Annotated in this window: 13 protein-coding genes; 5 read left to right on the top strand and 8 right to left on the bottom strand. The window is 68.7% G+C overall.

Annotated elements, in window-relative coordinates:
* Positions 1-27: 27 nt before the first annotated feature.
* Entirely contained in the window at positions 28-1,542 is a 1,515-nt protein-coding gene (gene glpK, locus AB0L60_RS32445) for a glycerol kinase GlpK (RefSeq protein ID WP_364621811.1), read from the bottom strand.
* Between the two features lie 25 nt (positions 1,543-1,567).
* The gene (locus AB0L60_RS32440; RefSeq protein ID WP_364621809.1) at positions 1,568-2,332 is read right to left on the bottom strand and encodes an IclR family transcriptional regulator; all 765 of its coding nucleotides are present in this window, start codon (positions 2,330-2,332) and stop codon (positions 1,568-1,570) included.
* A 172-nt stretch (positions 2,333-2,504) separates the two neighbouring features.
* On the opposite strand from AB0L60_RS32440, the gene glpK (AB0L60_RS32435) reads away from it, so the two are divergent.
* Together glpK (AB0L60_RS32435) and glpD are read left to right on the top strand one after the other, a co-directional pair.
* On the top strand, positions 2,505-4,031 hold the full coding sequence (gene glpK / locus AB0L60_RS32435) for a glycerol kinase GlpK (RefSeq protein ID WP_364621806.1): 1,527 nt from the start codon (positions 2,505-2,507) through the stop codon (positions 4,029-4,031).
* Between the two features lie 45 nt (positions 4,032-4,076).
* Positions 4,077-5,753 carry a glycerol-3-phosphate dehydrogenase gene (gene glpD, locus AB0L60_RS32430; RefSeq protein ID WP_364621803.1) on the top strand — a complete coding sequence of 559 codons (1,677 nt, stop codon included), beginning with the start codon at positions 4,077-4,079 and terminating at the stop codon, positions 5,751-5,753.
* A gap of 211 nt (positions 5,754-5,964) precedes the next feature.
* On the opposite strand, the gene AB0L60_RS32425 is transcribed toward glpD, so the two are convergent.
* Entirely contained in the window at positions 5,965-6,468 is a 504-nt protein-coding gene (locus AB0L60_RS32425) for a PaaI family thioesterase (protein ID WP_364621800.1), read from the bottom strand.
* A 230-nt stretch (positions 6,469-6,698) separates the two neighbouring features.
* Entirely contained in the window at positions 6,699-9,308 is a 2,610-nt protein-coding gene (locus AB0L60_RS32420; RefSeq protein ID WP_364621797.1) for an ATP-dependent Clp protease ATP-binding subunit, read from the bottom strand.
* A 196-nt stretch (positions 9,309-9,504) separates the two neighbouring features.
* Here AB0L60_RS32420 and AB0L60_RS32415 point away from each other — a divergent pair, with 196 nt between their 5' ends.
* The gene (locus AB0L60_RS32415) at positions 9,505-10,785 is read left to right on the top strand and encodes an amidohydrolase (RefSeq protein ID WP_364621794.1); all 1,281 of its coding nucleotides are present in this window, start codon (positions 9,505-9,507) and stop codon (positions 10,783-10,785) included.
* Positions 10,786-10,837: 52 nt separating this feature from the next.
* Here AB0L60_RS32415 and AB0L60_RS32410 read toward each other — a convergent pair whose 3' ends face one another.
* Complete coding sequence (locus AB0L60_RS32410; RefSeq protein ID WP_364621791.1) at positions 10,838-11,065, bottom strand: hypothetical protein; 228 nt, start codon at positions 11,063-11,065, stop codon at positions 10,838-10,840.
* Between the two features lie 271 nt (positions 11,066-11,336).
* Between AB0L60_RS32410 and AB0L60_RS32405 the strand changes: the two genes are divergently transcribed.
* Positions 11,337-14,951 carry a BTAD domain-containing putative transcriptional regulator gene (locus AB0L60_RS32405; RefSeq protein ID WP_364621788.1) on the top strand — a complete coding sequence of 1,205 codons (3,615 nt, stop codon included), beginning with the start codon at positions 11,337-11,339 and terminating at the stop codon, positions 14,949-14,951.
* A gap of 112 nt (positions 14,952-15,063) precedes the next feature.
* Here AB0L60_RS32405 and AB0L60_RS32400 read toward each other — a convergent pair whose 3' ends face one another.
* The 3 genes from AB0L60_RS32400 to AB0L60_RS32390 form a co-directional block, all read right to left on the bottom strand.
* Positions 15,064-15,411: an Lsr2 family protein gene (locus AB0L60_RS32400; RefSeq protein WP_364621785.1), complete on the bottom strand. Its 348-nt coding sequence runs from the start codon at positions 15,409-15,411 to the stop codon at positions 15,064-15,066.
* A 135-nt stretch (positions 15,412-15,546) separates the two neighbouring features.
* Positions 15,547-15,951 carry an Rv3235 family protein gene (locus AB0L60_RS32395; RefSeq protein WP_364621783.1) on the bottom strand — a complete coding sequence of 135 codons (405 nt, stop codon included), beginning with the start codon at positions 15,949-15,951 and terminating at the stop codon, positions 15,547-15,549.
* Positions 15,952-16,447: 496 nt separating this feature from the next.
* The gene (locus tag AB0L60_RS32390; protein WP_364621780.1) at positions 16,448-17,944 is read right to left on the bottom strand and encodes an NAD(P)/FAD-dependent oxidoreductase; all 1,497 of its coding nucleotides are present in this window, start codon (positions 17,942-17,944) and stop codon (positions 16,448-16,450) included.
* A 70-nt stretch (positions 17,945-18,014) separates the two neighbouring features.
* On the opposite strand from AB0L60_RS32390, the gene AB0L60_RS32385 reads away from it, so the two are divergent.
* Positions 18,015-19,025, top strand: coding sequence for an AraC family transcriptional regulator (locus AB0L60_RS32385; RefSeq protein WP_364621777.1), 1,011 nt, complete (start codon positions 18,015-18,017; stop codon positions 19,023-19,025).
* Positions 19,026-19,044 lie beyond the last annotated feature (19 nt).

The raw sequence follows: 19,044 nt of genomic DNA, 5'->3' as shown, positions 1-19,044 counted from the left end.
CACGTTAGGTCAACGATTTCCGCGTCGTCAGGACACCGGCTTGCTGGGCCGCAGCCAGCCGAAGGTAAGCTGCACGGCCCGCTTCCAGTTGTCGTACTCCTCGGCGCGCAGGTCCGCATCCATGCGCGGCAGCCACTGCGCCGCGACGCGCCAATTGTGGCGCAGGCCCTCGAGATCCGGCCAGTAACCGACCGCCAGGCCCGCCGCGTAGGCCGCGCCCAGCGATACCGTCTCCGCAACGATCGGACGCATAACCGGTATGTCGAGCACATCGGCGATGATCTGCATGAGCAGGTTGTCCGAGGTCATCCCGCCCGCCACCCGCAGCGCCCCGGCCTGCAGCCCCGCGTCGGCGTTCATGGCCTCCACCACGTCGCGCGTCTGCCAGGCCGTGGCCTCGAGCACGGCACGGGCGATGTGCCCCTTGGTGATGTACGAGGTGAGCCCGATGAGCAGCCCGCGCGCGTCACTGCGCCAATGCGGCGCGTACAGCCCCGAGAAGGCGGGCACCAGATAGCAGCCGCCATTGTCTTCGACTGTGCCCGCCAGGGTTTCGATCTCCGGCGCACTGGCGATGAGCCCGATGTTGTCGCGCAGCCACTGCACCAGCGAGCCGGTCACCGCGATCGGCCCCTCCAGCGCGTACACCGGTTCCGGCCCCACCTGGTACCCGATGGTGGTGAGCAGTCCGTGCTCGGACCGCACCAGCTCCCGCCCGGTGTTCATCAGCAGGAATCCGCCGGTGCCGTAGGTGCATTCGGTCTCGCCGGGCGCGAAACAGGTCTGCCCGAAGAGCGCCGCGTGCTGGTCGCCCAGCGCCGCCGCGATCCGCACCCCGGGAAGCACCCGCCGCGCCGTGCCGAATTCACCGGTCGAAGGCTGGATCCGGGGCAGCATCGCCTTGGGAATATCGAAGAACCGCAACAGTTCTCGATCCCATTCCAGGGTGGAGAGGTTCATCAGCAGCGTCCGACCGGCATTGGAGACGTCGGTGACGTGCACCCCGCGATCGGCTCCCCCGGTGAGGTTCCAGATGAGCCAGGTCTCCATGGTCCCGAACAGCACGTCGCCGCGCTCGGCCCGCTCCCGCAGTCCGGGCGTACGATCCAGCAGCCACCGCAGCCGCGGCGCGGCGAAGTAGGTGGCCAGCGGCAGCCCGCACAGCTCCCGAATCCGTTCCGATCCGGGCGATTTCCGCAGCCGCTCGACGAGCTCCTCGGTGCGCACGTCCTGCCACACGATGGCCCGCCCGATCGGCGTCCCGGTGTGCCGGTCCCACACCACCGTCGTCTCGCGCTGATTGGCGATCCCCACCGCGGCCACCTGCCCCAGGGTGATCCCCGAATCCCGCAGTGCCGCGGGCACGATGCGCTCCACATTGCGCCAGATCTCGAGCGCGTCCTGCTCCATCCACCCCGGCCGCGGATAGTGCTGCCGGTGCTCGCGCTGTGCCACCCCGGTCAGCCGCGCCCGCTGATCGAAGAGGATGGCCCGGGTGGAGGTGGTGCCCTGGTCGATGGCGAGCACATAGCGTTGCGTCATCCGAGCCTGCTCCTGTCCGGGAAAGTCATTGCGCGCCACCGAGATCCCGGGACACCGCGGCGGCGGCGTCGCGCACCTGGGCGATGGTCGCGGACCGGAACCGCAGCTGCCCGTCGCAGAGCCGGTCGACCGGCCCGGTGATGCCGATGGCACCGACCACCAAACCACCCCGGGAGCGAATCGGCGCGGCGACGCTCGCCTCACCGGAACGGTATTCGCCGATATCCCCGGCCCAGCCGGTTCGCCGCACCTCGAAGATGGCCCGCCGCAACTCCGCCGGATCGGTGAGGGTACGGTGCGTGATCGTCGGCAGCCGGCCGTCGCGCGCCGCGTCGGCGAGCTCCCCGTCGTAGGCCAGCAGTACCTTGCCCAGAGCCGTTGCGTGTGGCGGCAATTCCTCTCCGACCGCCAGTTCCTGCTCGGTATTGTCGGGCCGGAAGACGTGGTGGATCACCACCACTTCCCCGTCCACCGGCGCGGCGATACGCACCGATTCCCCGCTGCGCGCGGCCAGCGCGTCGGCGCGGTTGATGGCCCGGGAACGCAGTTCATTGGCGTCCAGGTGCCCGGACCCGAGGTCCTGCAGTGCCGGACTCAGCAGATACTTGCCCGTCACGGGATCCTGATCGACGAACCCCACCCCGTGCAGCGTCCGCAGAATGCCGTGCGCGGTCGGCTTGGCCAGCCCCAGCGCCGCGGCGATCTCCCCCACTCCCATGCGCCCGGACCCGCGCGCGAGCAGCCGTAGCATGGCCGCGGCGCGCTCGATCGACTGAATCGGACCCGGCATGTTCGTAACCTATCAGCTAACCGTTCGGCATTGTCGAACGCATCCCCTGCCATAGGCACGTTCCACTTCGTAACGTTGCGCTCGGGCCCGGCCGTTACCGGTCTCACCCCCGCCACCTCTCTGGGGGACCCAGGCAAACGGACTCAATGACGAGCTTCCCGGAAGGACCGTGATGACGCAGTACGTCGGAGCCATCGATCAGGGCACGACCTCCACGCGATTCATGGTGTTCGACCACGGCGGCAATGTGGTTGCCCGCCATCAACTCGAACACGAGCAGATTCTCCCGCAGGCCGGCTGGGTGGAGCACAACCCGGACGAGATCTGGGAGCGCACCCGCACCGTCATCAAGAGCGCCCTGGCCGGAGCCGGTCTCACCGCGAGCGACCTGGCCGCCGTCGGCGTCACCAATCAGCGCGAGACCACCGTCGTGTGGAACCGCCACACCGGACGCCCCTACTACAACGCCATCGTCTGGCAGGACACCCGCACCGACCGCATCGTGGCCGAGGTGGAGAAGGCCGGCCACGGCGATCTCATTCGCGAACGCGCCGGACTGCCGCCCGCGCCGTACTTCTCCGGCGGCAAGCTGAAGTGGATCCTCGACAATGTCCCCGGCGTGCGGGCGGACGCGGAGAACGGCGACGCCCTCTTCGGCACCTCCGACAGCTGGATCATCTGGAACCTCACCGGCGGCGTCCACGGCGGTGTGCACGTCACCGACCCGACCAATGCGTCGCGCACCATGCTCATGGACCTCGAAACCCTGGACTGGGACGACGAATTGCTCGCCGTGTTCGGGGTGCCGCGCGCCATGCTGCCGCGCATCGCACCCTCGTCGAATCCCGAGGGCTTCGGCACCACCTACCCGGGCGGCCCGTTCAAGGGCGCGGTGCGGATCGCGGGCGTGCTCGGCGACCAGCAGGCCGCCACCGTCGGCCAGGTCTGCTTCCGGCCGGGCGAGGCCAAGAACACCTACGGCACAGGGAATTTCCTGATGCTGAACACCGGCACCGAGATCGTGCACTCCGAGCACGGCCTGCTGACCACGGTCGCCTATCAGTTCGGCGACGACAAGCCGGTGTACGCGCTGGAGGGCTCGATCGCCGTCACCGGCTCGGCCGTGCAGTGGCTGCGCGACCAGCTGGGCATCATCTCCGGCGCGGAAAGGGTTGAGGCCCTTGCCCGTCAGGTGCCCGACAATGGCGGCGTCTACTTCGTGCCCGCCTTCTCCGGGCTGTTCGCACCCTACTGGCGCCCGGATGCCCGCGGGGTGATCGCGGGCCTGTCCCGCTTCAGCAACAACGCCCACATCGCCAGGGCCACACTGGAATCCATCTGCTATCAGACCCGCGACGTGGTCGAGGCCATGCAGCAGGACTCCGGGGTGCGGCTCGACACCCTGCGCGTCGACGGCGGCGTCACCACCAATGAACTCGCCATGCAGATCCAGGCCGACTTCCTCGGCGTGCCGGTCTCCCGGCCGGTGGTCGCCGAGACCACCGCGCTCGGCGCCGCCTACGCCGCTGGTCTCGCGGTCGGATTCTGGCGTAGCACAGACGAACTCGTCGCCAACTGGCACGAGGACAAGAACTGGCAGCCCACCATGACCGAGGAGCAGCGGCAGCGCGGCTATGCGCGCTGGGTCAAGGCCGTCTCGCGCACCCTCGACTGGGTCGACTTCGACGACGAGGACTGACCGGTGCCCCTTCAGCTTCGAAACACCGATAACAAGGAGTATTTCGTGTCCGCACAACTGGATCCCGCCTACCGCGCCCGGGCGATTGATTCGCTCGGCGACACCGAAATCGACGTTCTGGTGATCGGTGGTGGAGTGACCGGGGCGGGCGCCGCCCTCGACGCCGCCGCTCGCGGCCTGTCCGTCACCCTGGTCGAGGCGCGCGACTTCGCCGCCGGTACTTCCAGCCGGTCCTCCAAGCTCATCCACGGCGGCCTGCGCTACCTGGAACAGTACGACTTCGCGCTGGTCCGTGAGGCTTTGAAGGAGCGCGGCCTGCTGCTGAACAAGCTGGCCCCGCACCTGGTGCATCCGGTGTCGTTCTTGTTCCCGCTGCAGAAGCACTACGAGCGCTTCTACATCGGCGCCGGTATCGCCCTCTACGACACCATGGGCGGCGCGCGCTCGGTGCCCATGCACCGGCACCTGAGCCGTTCCGGCGCACTGGAATTGGCGCCGGCGCTCCGGGAAGACGCTATGACCGGCGCCATTCGCTACTACGACGCGCAGGTCGACGACGCCCGGTACACCATGATGATCGCCCGCACCGCGGCCCAGCACGGCGCGACCGTGCTGACCCGCACCCGGGTCACCGGGCTGCTGCGCGATGGCGAGCAGGTCGTGGGCGCGAAGGTCGTGGATCTGGAAACCGGTCTGGAGCACAGCATCCGGGCCAAGACCGTGATCTCGGCGACCGGAGTGTGGACCGACGACATGATCAAGATGACCGGCGTGGACTTCCCGTTCCACGTACGCATGTCCAAGGGCGTGCACATCATGGTCCCGCGCGAGAAGCTGGACCTGAACACCGGCATCGCCATGAAGACCGAGAAGTCCGTGCTGTTCGTCATCCCGTGGGCCGAGCACTGGATCATCGGCACCACCGACACCGACTGGTCGCTGGACAAGAACCACCCGACCGCGACCGCCGCGGATGTGCAGTACATCCTCGACCACGTCAATTCGCTACTGCGCGAACCGCTCACGCGCGCCGACATCGTCGGCACCTACGCGGGCCTGCGGCCGCTCATGACCGGCGCGTCGAAGGAGACCTCCAAGCTGTCGCGCGAGCACGCGGTGGCCGAACCGGCCCCGGGCCTGTTCGTCATCGCGGGCGGCAAATACACCACCTACCGGGTGATGGCCGCCGATGTGGTGGACGCCGCCGCCGAGCGCCTCGGCAGCGACGCCGCGCCGTCGGTGACCGCGAACCTGCCCATCCTGGGCGCGGTCGGCTACCAGGACATGGTCGACACCATCGCCGATGTGGCGGCGCGGGCCGGACTGCCGGTCGAGACCGTGGCGCATCTGCTGGGCCGCTACGGCTCGCTGACCGCGGAGATCTTCGACCTCATCGCCGCGGTTCCCGAACTGGGCCAACCGATTCCGGGCGCCGAAGACTACCTGGGCGCCGAGGCCGTCTACGCCGTCACCCACGAGGGCGCGCTGCACCTGGACGACCTGCTCACCCGCCGCACCCGCATCTCCATCGAGGTGCCCGACCGCGGCCTGCGGGCGGCGCCGGAGATCGCCCGCCTCATCGCCCCGCGCCTGGGCTGGGACGACGAGCGCACCAATGCCGAGATCAACCGCTACTTCGACCGCGTGCACGCCGAACTGGCGGCCAACGAGGAGAAGGACGACGAGTCGGCCAACGCGGCCCGCATGATCGCCGTCGGCTGAGGATCACCCCGAGCATTCCGGCGCCGCACGAGTAATCCCGCGCGGCGCCGGAGTCGTATTCATTTCCCGAAAAACCCCGTGCCGGAATCATTTTCACCAGGAAGAACGCCGATCGAGCCTACGCCTGGGTTCCGGTACTCGGCTCCCTGGCCGACGGCGCGCTCGCGGGCCTGATCGCCCGGGAGCACCTGTGGTTCGCGGTTGCGCCGAATCACAGCCCGATGGTGGGCATCTCTCCGAGGGTCGCACCGAGACTCAGGAAGTGCTCCGGCGCAACCTCGACGAAAATCGCCCGCCCGGTGGCGATCACGGTGTCGCCATCGGTCAGCGTGGTGTCGATGAAGAGTTTGCGGCCCTCACGTCCGGCGAGCACCGCGGTGACCACGAAATCGCGGTGCAGGCGAGCGGGGGCACAGAAGGTGACGTCGAGTTTGACGGTGACGGCGGGCTGGCGCAGTGGGACCAGGATCGCGCCGCAGGCGTCGTCCAGGGCCGCGGCGATGATGCCGCCGTGCGCCACGCCGGGCGCGCCCTGGTGCCGCTCGTCCAGTGTGAAGGTGCCGCGCACGGTGTCGCCCCGACGCCCGAAGGCGATCTGCGGGGACGCCGGATTGGCGGGGCCACAGCCGAAGCAGCCGGGGTGATGCGGCGGGAAGGGCCCGTCCGCGACGAGGTCGCCCAGGGGCAGCGGCGCGGCGTCGCGATCAAGGTCCATAACCAGAAGTTAACGCATATTCGAAACCGACATGCAACCGCCCCGAGCGCGCAGGCCGATCGATAGCAGTGGCCGGGCGCGCCCGGCGACGCCGTGACCACGTTCGATGTGGACGCGCCGACGGATAGCGGGCTGTGGCACCGGCGGGTGTGGGACGTCCCCGCGCAGACACCGAGCTGACCGCCGCGCCGGATCGGTTCCGGCGCGGCGCTTTTCGTGTACGAGAGTACTCAGTGCTTGGTGGGGGACGCCTTACCGCCCGACGCCTTCGTGCCGTGCTTGCCGTGGCCATTTCCGCCGGCGTGCTTGGCATCCGGCTTGTCAGGCTTGACCTTGCCGCCCTTGCCGACGGTCATGACCGATTCCTCGGTGATCTCGGCGTCGGTCTTCGTCCCACCGCTGTGGTGAATCGCCTCGATCTGCAGACCGCTGCCGTCGGCATCGATGCGCACCGTGTCGCCGGGCGCCAGCGCGCCCTCGAGCAGCTTCTTCGACAGTGCGTTGTCCAGCTGCTTCTGCACGGTCCGGCGTAGTGGCCGGGCGCCGAACTCGGGCTGATATCCGTTCTCCGCCAGCCAGTCCATCGCCCGGTCCGTGACATCCAGGTCGATGTTCTGGGCGTGCAGCCGCCGCTTGGTGCCGTCGAGCACCAGGCCGACGATATTGCGCAGCTGCGACCTGTCGAGCCGGTGGAAGATGATCTGCTCGTCGAGCCGGTTGAGGAACTCGGGCCGGAACTGCCGGCGCAGCCGCTCCTCCAGCTGCGGCGTGATCGAGTCCAGGTCGCCGTCCTTCGCGGACAGGATCAGATCGGAGCCGATATTGCTGGTGAGAATCACGATGGTGTTCTTGAAATCCACCGTGCGGCCCCTGGAGTCGGTGACCCGGCCGTCGTCGAGCAGCTGCAGCAGCACATTGAACACGTCCGGATGCGCCTTCTCGACCTCGTCGAACAGGATCACCGAGTACGGCTGCCGGCGCACCTTGTCGGTGAGCTGGGCGGCGTCGTCGTAGCCCACGTATCCGGGCGGCGCGCCCACCAGCCGCGAGACGGTGTGCTTCTCCTGGAACTCGCTCATATCGAAGCGAATGAGCCGGTCCTCGTCACCGAAGACGGCCTCCGCCAGGGCTTTCGCGAGTTCGGTCTTGCCGACGCCGGTGGGGCCCAGGAACAGGAACGAGCCGATGGGCCGGTTGGGGTCCTTGAGCCCGGCGCGGGCGCGGCGCACCGCCTCGGCCACCGCGACGATGGCCTCGTCCTGGCCGACCACCCGCCGGTGCAGATCCTGTTCCAGCTTCAGCAGTTTCGCGCGTTCCTCGGTGGTGAGGTCGGCGACCGGGATACCGGTCTGCCGCGACACCACCTCGGCGATATCGGTGATCCCGACCGTCGGGATCTCGGTGCGGTCCACCTCGTCGGCGGTCTTCTTCTCCAACTTCGAGATCTCGGCCTTGATCTTGTTGGCCCGCTCGTAGTCCTCGCCGGCGACCGCCGCGTCCTTCTCCCGATTCAGGTGCGCCAGTTTGTCTTCCAGCTCACGCACCTTGGGATCCGGTGTGCGCGTACGCAATCGGACCCGCGCGCCTGCCTGGTCCACCAGGTCGATGGCCTTGTCCGGCATGAAGCGGTCGGTGATGTAGCGGTCGGACAGCTCGGCCGCGGCGATCAGCGCCTCGTCCAGGTAGCGCACCTGGTGGTGCTCCTCGTACACATCGGAGAGCCCGCGCAGGATCTCGATGGTGTCGGCCACCGACGGCTCGGACACCATGACCGGCTGGAAGCGGCGTTCCAACGCCGCGTCCTTCTCGATGTACTTGCGGTACTCGTCGATGGTGGTGGCGCCGATGGCGTGCAGTTCGCCGCGGGCCAGGGCGGGCTTGAGCATATTGCCCGCGTCCATGGAGCCCTCGCCACCGGCGCCCGCGCCCACGATGGTGTGCAGCTCGTCGATGAAGATCACCAGTTCGTCGGAGTGCTCACGCACCTCGTCGAGCACCTTGGTGAGCCGCTCCTCGAATTCGCCGCGATATTTGCTGCCCGCCACCATCGAGCTGACGTCCAGCGCGACGACCCGGCGATCGGTCAGGGTGGCGGGCACATCGCCATTGACGATGCGCTGGGCCAGGCCCTCCACGATCGCGGTCTTGCCGACGCCCGGATCACCGATGAGGACCGGATTGTTCTTGCGCCGCCGCGACAGGATCTCGACGGTCTGCTCGATCTCCTCGGCGCGGCCGACTACCGGATCGATCTTTCCGGCCCGAGCCTCTGCGGTGAGGTCGCGGCCGTACTCGTCGAGGGTCGGGGTGTCGGAAGGCTCCTTGGCGGTCTGGGCGGCGGGCATCTTCGCGCCCGAGAGGGCCTGGGCGGCGGGGCTGTCGTGCACGCCCGCGATGCCGAGCAGAATGTGCTCGGGCCCGATGTAGCTGCTGCCCGCTTCGGCGGCGCTGCGCTGCGAATTGCGCAGGGCCAGCTTGGCACCGGGGCTCAGGGCCAGGGCATGGTCCTGGCCGTGCGCGCCGACGCCGCTGCCCGCGGCGGTCCGCATCTGCTTGCGCAGTTGTTCGGGGTCCCTGCCGATTTCGGCGATGATGCTCTGGGATGGCTCGATGGCGGCGGCCGCGTAGAGCAGGTGCTCGGGGGTGATCTCGGCGCTGCCCCAGTCGTGGGCGGCCTGCCGGGCGGAGTCCACGACCTGTTTGGCGCTCTCGCTCAGCAAACGACTCAGGTCGATGCGCTGCACCGGCGGCTGGCGGGACATTCCGGATCCGAAGAATCGGTTGAAGATATCGTCGAAGGAGTCGAACGACCCCATCGAACTGGGCCAACCCTGGGTCATGGTCACCTCGTGGCTTCGGGTGACGCTCGGAAGGACTCGGGTTCGCAACGAGCCTGCCGACGCGTCAGCTATCGGATGGCGAACTCGGGGTCCACAGTAGTAGCCTCGGCGCGGACGGCAAATGGCCGTAACGACTTTGTTTCGGATCGGTTCGGCCCTTGCCCCGTCGTCGGAATACCGGCCGAACGGAGTCCCGATGCCCGCGATCCACGACGAACTCGACGCCCGCGCGGCTGCGGTCGCCGGACAGGTGGTGCGGTGGCGGCGGCATCTGCACGAGCATCCGGAACTCTCCAATCGCGAGGGGAACACCGCGGCGCTGATCAGCGATCACCTGAAAGCATTGAGCCTGGACGAGGTTCGCACCGGCATCGCCGGGCACGGGGTGGTCGGTGTGCTGCGCGGCGGGCAGGCCGGCGACCGGGTGGTGGCGCTGCGCGGGGACATCGACGCACTGCCGGTGCCGGACCTGTGCGGGGTGCCGTTCGCCTCCCACATGGTCGATCAGCAGTACCCCGGCGGGCCGTTCCCGGTGTCACACGCCTGCGGGCACGACTGTCACACCGCCATGCTCATGGGCGCTGCCACTGTCCTGGCCGACGTCCGCGAAAAGCTGCCGGGCACCGTACTTTTCGTGTTCCAGCCCGCCGAGGAGGGCCCGCCGGTCGACGAAAAGGGCGGTGCGCGTGAGATGCTCGCCGAGGGCGCGCTCGACGATCCCGTGCCGACCATGGCGTTCGGATTCCACGTCACCCCATACCCCAAGGGCTACATCGGATATCGGGTCGGGAACCAGTTCGGGGCGTCCTGCCTGACCAGGATCACCCTCACCGGCCTGCAGGTACACGGGTCCACGCCGTGGATGGGCATCGACCCGATGCCGGCGGCCGGAGCGATCCTGACGGGTATCGGGCAGCTCTATCGGCAGGTCAGCGCCTTCGACCCGGTCACGGTGAGCATCGGGCACGTCGAGGACGTCGGGCGGTTCAATATCATCGGCCAGACCGTGACGCTGTGGGGCACCATCCGCTGCGCGGTGGAGCACGACATGGGCGAGGTGCAGACACGGCTGCGGACGCTCGCCACGAACACCGCGGCCGCCTACAACTGTTCGGCCGCAGTGGATTTCCTGCAGGATGTGCCCGCCGTGCACAACGAGCAGGCGTGGGTGGATGCCGGGCTGCCCACCTTCCGCCGGGTGGCCGGGGACGACCGGGTGGTGCAGACGGGGGCCACACTCGGATACGACGACGTCTCGGAGTTCGTCAACAGATACGGCGGGCTGTACGTGACGCTGGGCGTGCAGGACACGCAGCTCGATGCCGCGGGTCTGCCCACGCCGATGCCCGGCGGGCGCGGACTCTTCATGAACCACAACCCGCACTTCTACGCCGACGACGACACCCTCGTCACCGGCGTGCGACTGCACGCACAGGTGGCCTATGACCATCTGAGCGGCGCGCTGGTACCCGAATAGTTTGTACCGCAGTCGATTTGCACGCCGCGATCACCCTCGCGACGGAAAACCGTCAGCGCCCGGCGACGACCGGCATGAAGGGCGCGTAGTCGCGGACGTGGCCCTCGGTCCAATCCCAGAGGGACTTCGGGTCCACGGACACGCCGCGCTGCAGAATCAGCCGCCAGCCATCGTCCCGCTTCTCCCAGATATCGCCGTCGCGGTCCACGTACATGCCGGTGCTCTCGGGCTCGATGCCGGTCTCTCCCAGGCCCCTGGGGAAATCCACTGGCTTCGTCACACCAACCACCCCTTAACTTCAAGGTTGCTTCCAGTCAGAAGTATTCTTCCCGCCCACTCTTGCGATCCACTTCCGGCCGGGTTGTGCGACGTATTCGCACCGGTAGCATTGGAAACGGAATTCCGTACCACATGGTCTTCTTTATGGCCGCGACCCGCCGATAACTATCCGACAACCATTCGGCTACCTTTTGGCATCTCCAGGTTTTTGAGGGATAGTGCTCTTCTTGCGGCGAATGACCAAGTTCGCTTCCGGTCGCAGGAGGACACCGATGGCAGGCGCGGAGCTGAGAGTGCTCGGCCCCCTGCAGCTGTCCGTCGACGGTCGCGACACCCCCCTGGGCACCCCCATGCAGCGCGCCGTGCTGGGCCGCCTCATCGTCGCGCACGGCCAGGTCGTGAGCACCGAACGGCTGATCGACGACCTGTGGTCCGGGCACCCGCCACCCAAGGCCACCGCGGTACTGCAGGTGCACATCCACAACCTGCGGCGACTGTTCGAACCCCAGCGCCCGCGGCGTGCGCCCTCCCGCTTCATCGTGTCCGAGTCGTCCGGGTATGCCCTGAAGATCCCCGAGAACGCCGTGGACGCATGGCATTTCGAACAGCAGCTGCGGACCTATCAGGAACTGGTCAGCAACCCCGAGATCCACACCGACCCCACCGAGCGCAATGCCCTGCTGGAGGCCGCCCTCTCGCTCTGGCACGGTCCCGCGCTGGAGGCCTTCGCCGAGGCCGACTGGGCCGTCGCCGAGGCCGACCGGCTCACCGATCTCTACCTCACCGCTGTCGAACTCAATGCCCGCACCGAATTGGAATTGGGCCGCTCCGGCGAAGTGGTCCGCGAACTCCGCCAGCTCTTCGAGGACAATCCCGGCCGCGAGGAAATCGTCCGCCTGCTCGCCCTGGCGCAATACCAGCTGGGTCAGCAGCTCGAGGCGCTCACCACCATCCGGCGCTCTCGCGAATTCCTCGGCGGCCTATTCGGCGTGGATCCCTCCCCCGCGTTGCGCCAACTCGAAATAGCGATTCTCAATCACTCCGCCGGCCTCGCCCAGACCCCGCCCCTGCCGGCTCACGACCGCCGCCCCACCGGCCCCGCCGCACCCCCTGCCACCACCACGAGTAGGGCCGCTCCCGCGCCGGTCTCCAGCCCGGGCATCGTGACCGCGAAATCCAGCGCCGCACCCGGAGCTGCCGACGGGTTCCATTGCGCTACCGGCTATCTCACCGAGTTGTCGGAGCTGCTGAACGCCGCCGAGGCGGCGCGGGCCGGGCAGTTGCGGGTCGCCTGGGTTGCCGGAGAGGCGGGAATCGGCAAGACCGTGCTGGCGGAGGCCACCCTCGCCACGCTGTCCACCGCGGGCTGGACCGCGATGACAGGAACCTGCCCGGAGATCGACGGCGCGCCCGCGGCTTGGGCCTGGACCGAGATCAGCACCGCCCTCGACGTGAGCGAGCCGAACCGGGCTGCGGCTGGGCAGCCTTCGGAGAGCGCGGCCGGCGCACCGGGCGCTCCCGCCGCGGCACCGCCGGATACCGTCTCCTCCCAGCCGATTTCACCGGGCGCACCGCGGCCGAGCGCGATCGACGCGGGGACGCCGGCCGAGGACGTGTTCACGCTGGCGCGGGTCATCGCGGAAAAATGCAGGCGCGCGGCCGGTTCCGCGCCGGTGGCGCTGCTGCTGGAGGACGTGCAGCGGGCCGATCCGGAGACCTTGCAGGTATTGCGGCAGGTGGTGAGCTGGCTCCGGGACGAGCCGGTATTCGTGCTGGTCACGATGCGGCGATCGGAGGCGGCGCAAGGGCCGCACAATACGGTCGCGGCACTGGCGCAGCATACGGGCGCCTGGCTGGAGCTGAATGGACTGGACGCGGAGGGGACGCGGCGAGCCGCGGCGGCTGCCGGGCTGACGGGGATCGGGGCCGAGGCGCTGGAACAGCTGCACCGGCGGACGGGCGGGAATCCGCTGTTCGTCCGGGAGGTAGCGAAAGTGGCTGCCGCACAGGGGAGTTTGGATGACGTGCCGGATTCGATCCGCGAGCTGATCGAGGATCGGGTGGCGCAGCTGCCCGACGGGGTAGCCGAGGTGCTGCGGCAGCTGTCCATCTGGGGTGAGAGCGTCGATCTGGCGATCCTCAGCGCGACGGCGGGGCTGGCCGAGGACACCGTGATCGATCTGGTCGCGGCGGCCGAGGCGGCCGGACTGGTGGGCTCCGGGAGCGGCGGGAGTATCCGGTTCGAGCACGGGCTGATTCGCGATGCCGTGTATCTGGGCATATCGCCGCTGCGCCGGGGCCGGATGCACTGGGCCGCACTGGAGCTGCTGGAACAGCGTGCCGACGCCTATCCGGCGGTGGCGCGGGATCCGGATGTGCTGGCCCGGCACGCCCTCGCCGGCGCGACCGCCGAAACCGCCTCGCGCGCGATCGAATACGTGGAGCGGGCGGCCGAGCGGCGCACCAGCCGCGGGATACGCAGTGCCGGTGTGCGGCTGCTGCGGTCGGCGGTGGACCTGCACCGGCTGGCGCGCCACGACGCCGACCACGCGCCAGCCGGCGACCGCATCGCACTGCTGCGCACCCGCTGCGCGCTGGTCACGGCGCTGGCCTACGACAATCGGCATCTGGAGGCCCGCGTGGAGCGCGACCGGGCCCTCACCCTCGCCGAGCAGCTGGGCGATCCGGACCTCGTGGTCCGGGCGCTGACCTGCTGGCGCGCCCCGATCATCTGGGCAATTCGCAACTGGCGCAGGCCCGATCAGCACATGCGGGGGGCGCTGGCGCGCGCCCTGACCCGGTACGGCATCGGCGCGTCCACCCTGGCCCTGCTGGTGAGCGACGCTCCCGACCCCACGGCGCCTATCCATCACGACTCGAATACCGTTGCGGCACAGTCCGATTCGAACGACGTGAGGGATTCCGATCTGGTACGCCTGCTGGTCGCGGCGACCTTCGAGACGGGACTGGTGGAGTCGGCCGCCGGGCGGCGACTGGCGCGGCTGGCCCTCGAGGCGGCGCGGCGCACCGGCGATCCCGAATTACTGTGCGCCGCTATCAATGCGGTGACCTATCTCGCATTCGAGTACGACGCGGAGTTCTCGGCACTGGTCGACGAACTGGAGGGGCTGGCGACCGCCGCCGGACTGGCCGAGTACCGGGCGCTGGCGCACTATCTGGGATATCGGGCCGCGGTGGCCCGGGCGGATCTGCGGGAGGCGGGGCGGCGGGCGACGGCCGCGGTGGAGTTCGCCGACGAGGGCCAGTTGCAGCCGCTGCTGGATATGGTCAGCTGTTTCGCCGGGACCATGGAACTGCTGCGCGGGAACATCGACGCAGCCGATGAGCTGTACCAGCGGTTCACCACCCGCACCCGGCTTGCCGGCGTCGCCAATCACGCGGAGGCGGAGTTGTTCTGCGCGCTCTCGACCGGATGGGCTCGGGGTGAACTGGGGAGCCTGACGGATCGGCTCGCGAACGCCTATGCGGCCCTGCCCGCGGCAGCCGCCCCGGCCTACACGCTCGCGCTGCTGCAGAGCGGACAGCGCGAGCGCGCACGCGGCGTGTACGAGGACTCGGATCCGATTGCGGCGGGCTTCTATCCGGTCCTCATGTCGGCATTGCGGGCGGTCGCCGCTATCGAGCTCGGCGACACTCCAGCAATTCAGCGGCTCTACGAATACCTGGCGCCGCACAGCGGCACCCTGATCGGCCTCGAAACCGGGATGACCGAGTTCGGCCCGATGGACTCGATCCTGGCGGCGCTGGCCGCCGCCCAGGGGGACGCCGAGGTGGCCGCTGCGCATCGCGACCGCGCCAAACGGCTGCTGGAAAGGATTCGAGCCGAACTTCCCGAGTGCGGCGCCGCACTACTGCGCGCGGCTTGACGTACGAGAAATCCGGATCGAGCCATTGGCCTGAAATGTCCTCCCCGCGCTTAGAGCCGATGCCCGCAGGCTTCGGCTCCCAGCGAATTCCCAGCGCCTTGATTTACGCTGGCTAATTCTTGGCGCGCTGGTAAGCGTCGACGATCTCGGCCGGGATACGGCCGCGCGAGGAAACCTGGTGCCCCTGAGCGCGCGCCCATTCGCGGATCGCGGTGCTCTCCTCGCGGTCCACAGCCGGACGGGCGCGGCCGCCCGCGGCTACCTTGCCGGTCCGCTTGGAACGACCGACCTTGCGGGCCTTATCGGTCCACGGTTCCAGGGCCTCCCGCAGCTTGCCGGCGTTCTTGTTCGACAGGTCGATCTCGAAGTCGTTGCCGTCGATCGAGAAAAAGACGGTCTCGTCGGCCTTCGATTCGCCGTCGTAGTCGTCAACCAGAGTTACGGTGACTTTCTTCGCCATGGACTGCCCTTCCACGTGTGAGGTGCCGCTATTCGCCGAAATGTTAATGCCGCGCGATGCAGGATTCAAACCAGGCGCGAATCGAATTAGAGGCGACCAGACTATTCTGCTATTACCGCAGAGACCGTCCGGTCTTCAGCACACCCGGAATGCGGCCAAACGCCACCCGGAACGACCGTGGACAATGCGGGCGGCGAGCGCGAAACGCCGCCCGCCGCGATCGTAACCCGCGCAAACTTCCGCCTGCCCCGGCCCGGCCATGATCACATCCACCCTGGTGAGGGTGGCGGTGCCCAGCTCTCGCCCGGGTAGCCGTCCCGCCCCCGCCAGGGTGCGCACCGCGGCCACCACCGCGGGCTCGGCGAGCGGGCCCAGTTGCCTCACCGCACGGCGGCCGTCCAGCACCTCGAGCGCCAGCCGCAGCGCCGCACCGGCGAATTGTCTTGCCGCAGTGTTGTGTTCATCACCACCCCGGGATTTCACAGCATGCGAAGAACGCAGCAGCCGGTGCAGGCCGGCCGATCCGGGCGCAGCAGACACCGATCGGCGATCCACTCGATTCCGGCATCCGGGTGATCGGCCCGCGGTGGCAGCCGGCCACTGATCGGGCTGCGGCACCTGGCGGCCCACCTCCGGTGCGTGGCGGCCTGCCCTCGGGACCTGACGGACCGGCTGCGGCTTGCCGCGACACTGTTCCAGCGACGGCTCGAATCGTGGTGCGGGCAGCAGGAATCCGCCCGCCACTGTCCCCGAGTCCGCCGCTGCCCGCGACTCGACCACCGCTCTCGTCTCGACTCCTCCCATGGCGCGAAAGCATGGCAGCCCAGCCGGACGCACACGGCCGAAATCAGGGTTCGCACCCCTCGGGCTACTTCAGCAGCGCGAGCCGCCCCACCGCCGCCGCCGCCACCCGCACCGACCGCATCGAACCGCCGAACCGCGTGGATGTCATGGCTGACATGCTAGCCAGCATGCCCGAGAGCGAACCGCAGGCACTACGCGGGGGCGAACCGGAGGCACTGCGGCGGAAGCGAATTCAGTGGACCGGTTCGACCACCTCGGCCGCCGCGACCGGCCGCAGCGTCTGGCCGAGGTCGGTGCGCAGGACCATGGCGGTGTCCAGCAGGTAGTTCTGCCGCACCTGCCACGGATGCCGATCGCCCTGGCGCGGGAAGTCACCGATCGAGCGCTGGACGTACCCGGAGGCCAGATCCAGCAGTGGCCGCTCCCGCAGGGTGCGCTGCGGCTGCGGGACCACCGCGCGGTAGCCGTTGCGGTCCATGTACCCCAGCACCTTGCAGACCAGTCGTGAGGTCAGGTCGGCGCGCAGCGTCCAGGAGGCGTTGGTGTAGCCGATGCACACCGCGAAGTTGGGCACGCCGGTCAGCATGGTGCCCTGCCAGACGAACTGCTCGGACAGCTCCACCGGTGCGCCGTCGACCACCAGGTCGACGCCGCCGAAGGCGAGCAGCTGCAGGCCGGTGGCGGTGACCACCACGTCGGCCTCGAGCACCTTGCCCGACTTCAGCCGGATGCCCTCGGGCACAAAGGTTTCGATGTGATCGGTGACCACCTCGGCCTTGCCCTTGCGCATGGCCTTGAAGAAGTCGGCGTTGGGCACCGCGCACAGCCGCTGATCCCACGGATTGTATTCGGGCGTGAAATGTTCGGCGACCAGCTTCTCGTCCTTCAGGATTCGGGTGGTGAGCCCGGTGAGCAGCTTGCGGGCGGCCGCGGGCCGACGCCGGCAGTACTGGTAGAAGCCGATGTTGAACAGGATGTTCTTGGTGCGGATGAGCCGGTGCGCCAGATTCGGCGGCAGCAGTTCGCGCATCCGGTCGGCCACCTTGTCGCGGCCGGGGACCGCGGAGATCCAGGTGGGGCTGCGCTGCAGCATGGTCACCAGTTCAGCTTGCTCGGCCATGGCCGGGACCAGGGTGACCGCGGTCGCGCCGCTGCCGATGACCACCACGCGCTTGCCGGTGTAGTCGAAGTCCTCGGGCCAGAACTGGGGGTGCACCACGGTGCCGGCGAAGTCGGCGATGCCGGGGAACTCGGGCTCGTGGCCGTGGTCGTAGTTGTAGTAGCCGGCGCAGGAGTAGAGGAAGTTGCAGGTGAGCGTGCCGCGCTCGACGCCCTCGGAGGTACGCCGCTCGAGCGTGAGGGTCCACCGCGACTCGCCGCTGTCCCATTCCGCGCCAACGACTTTGGTGCCGTACCGGATGTGCTTGTCGATGCCGTTCTCGGTGGCCGTCTCGGTGATGTAGCGCAGGATGGCCGGCCCGTCGGCGATCGACTTGGCATCACGCCAGGGCTTGAACGGGTAGCCGAGGGTGAACATGTCGCTGTCGGAGCGGATGCCCGGGTAACGGAACAGGTCCCAGGTGCCGCCGAGCGCATCGCGCGCCTCGAGGATGGCGTAGCTGCGGCCGGGCTGCTCGGCCTGCAGGCGATACGCCGCGCCGATGCCGGAGAGCCCGGCTCCGACGATGACGACGTCGAGGTGTTCGGCGAGAGGTTGCGCAGCGTTCATGACTTCCAGTCTGTTGCGCCCGCCATCCGGTTTCTTGACTCTGCACGACAAGTATTTGATCCTTGACGACATGTCGGTGATCAGATCCGCCGGACTGCGGGGTTTCCGCGCGACCGTGGCCGAGCTCGGCGGGGACGCCGAGGAGCTGGCCGCCGCCTGCGGACTGCCGCTCGCCGCCCTGGACACCGACGATCTACTGGTCCCCGACCATGCGGTCGGGGCGGTGCTGGAGCTGGCGGCCCATCGGCTCGACTGCCCGGATCTGGGGCTGCGGATGGCGTCGCGGCAGGACCTGGACATGCTCGGCCCGCTGGCGCTGGCCATCCGGAATGCCACCACCCTGGCCGCGGTGCTCGACTGCACCTCGCGGTACCTGTTCGTGCACGCCCGCTCGCTCAGTCTGACCATGGCACCCGACCCGTACGGCGATCGCGGCGTCATCGCCCTGCGCTACGGCGCCACCGCACCCGGCCTGCCCACCCCTGTCCAGGGCACCGATCTCGGATTGGCCTTCGTACACAGGACGATTCAGCGCCTGGCCGAGGACCGCTATGGGCTGCGCTCGGTGGAGGTCCCCTACCGGCCCGCCGCCCCGATCCAGGCGTACGAGGAATTCTTCGGCGCGCCAGTGCGAATCGAGCGTCCGACCGCACTGCTGCGGATACCGGCCGCGCTCGGCAATCGGCGACTCTCCGGCGGCGACGAGAACCTGCACCGGATGGCGATGGCCTTCCTGGCCCAGCAGTCCGGCGGCGCGGCCACGGCGATCGCGCCGCGCGTGCGGACCACGCTGCAGAAGCTGCTCGGCACCACCGCCCCCGAAATCGATGCCGTGGCACGGCTGCTCACCATTCATCCGCGCACCCTGCAGCGACGGCTGGCCGCCGAGGACACCAGCTTCGCGGCAATTCTCGACGAGGTCCGGCGCACCGAGGCGCGACGCTACCTGACCACGACGGATATGCCGATGAGCCAGGTGGCCTCGCTCATCGGATTGTCGGAACAGTCGGTATTCACACGTTGTTGCCAGCGCTGGTGGGGTGCAACGCCGACCGCGGTGCGCAAGGGCAAAGCGGGCTGACCACACCGGATATCAATGG

It is taken from the genome of Nocardia sp. NPDC051981 (genome assembly GCF_040680715.1).
Lineage (GTDB): Bacteria > Actinomycetota > Actinomycetes > Mycobacteriales > Mycobacteriaceae > Nocardia.
This window is presented reverse-complemented; position numbering and strand designations above follow the sequence as displayed.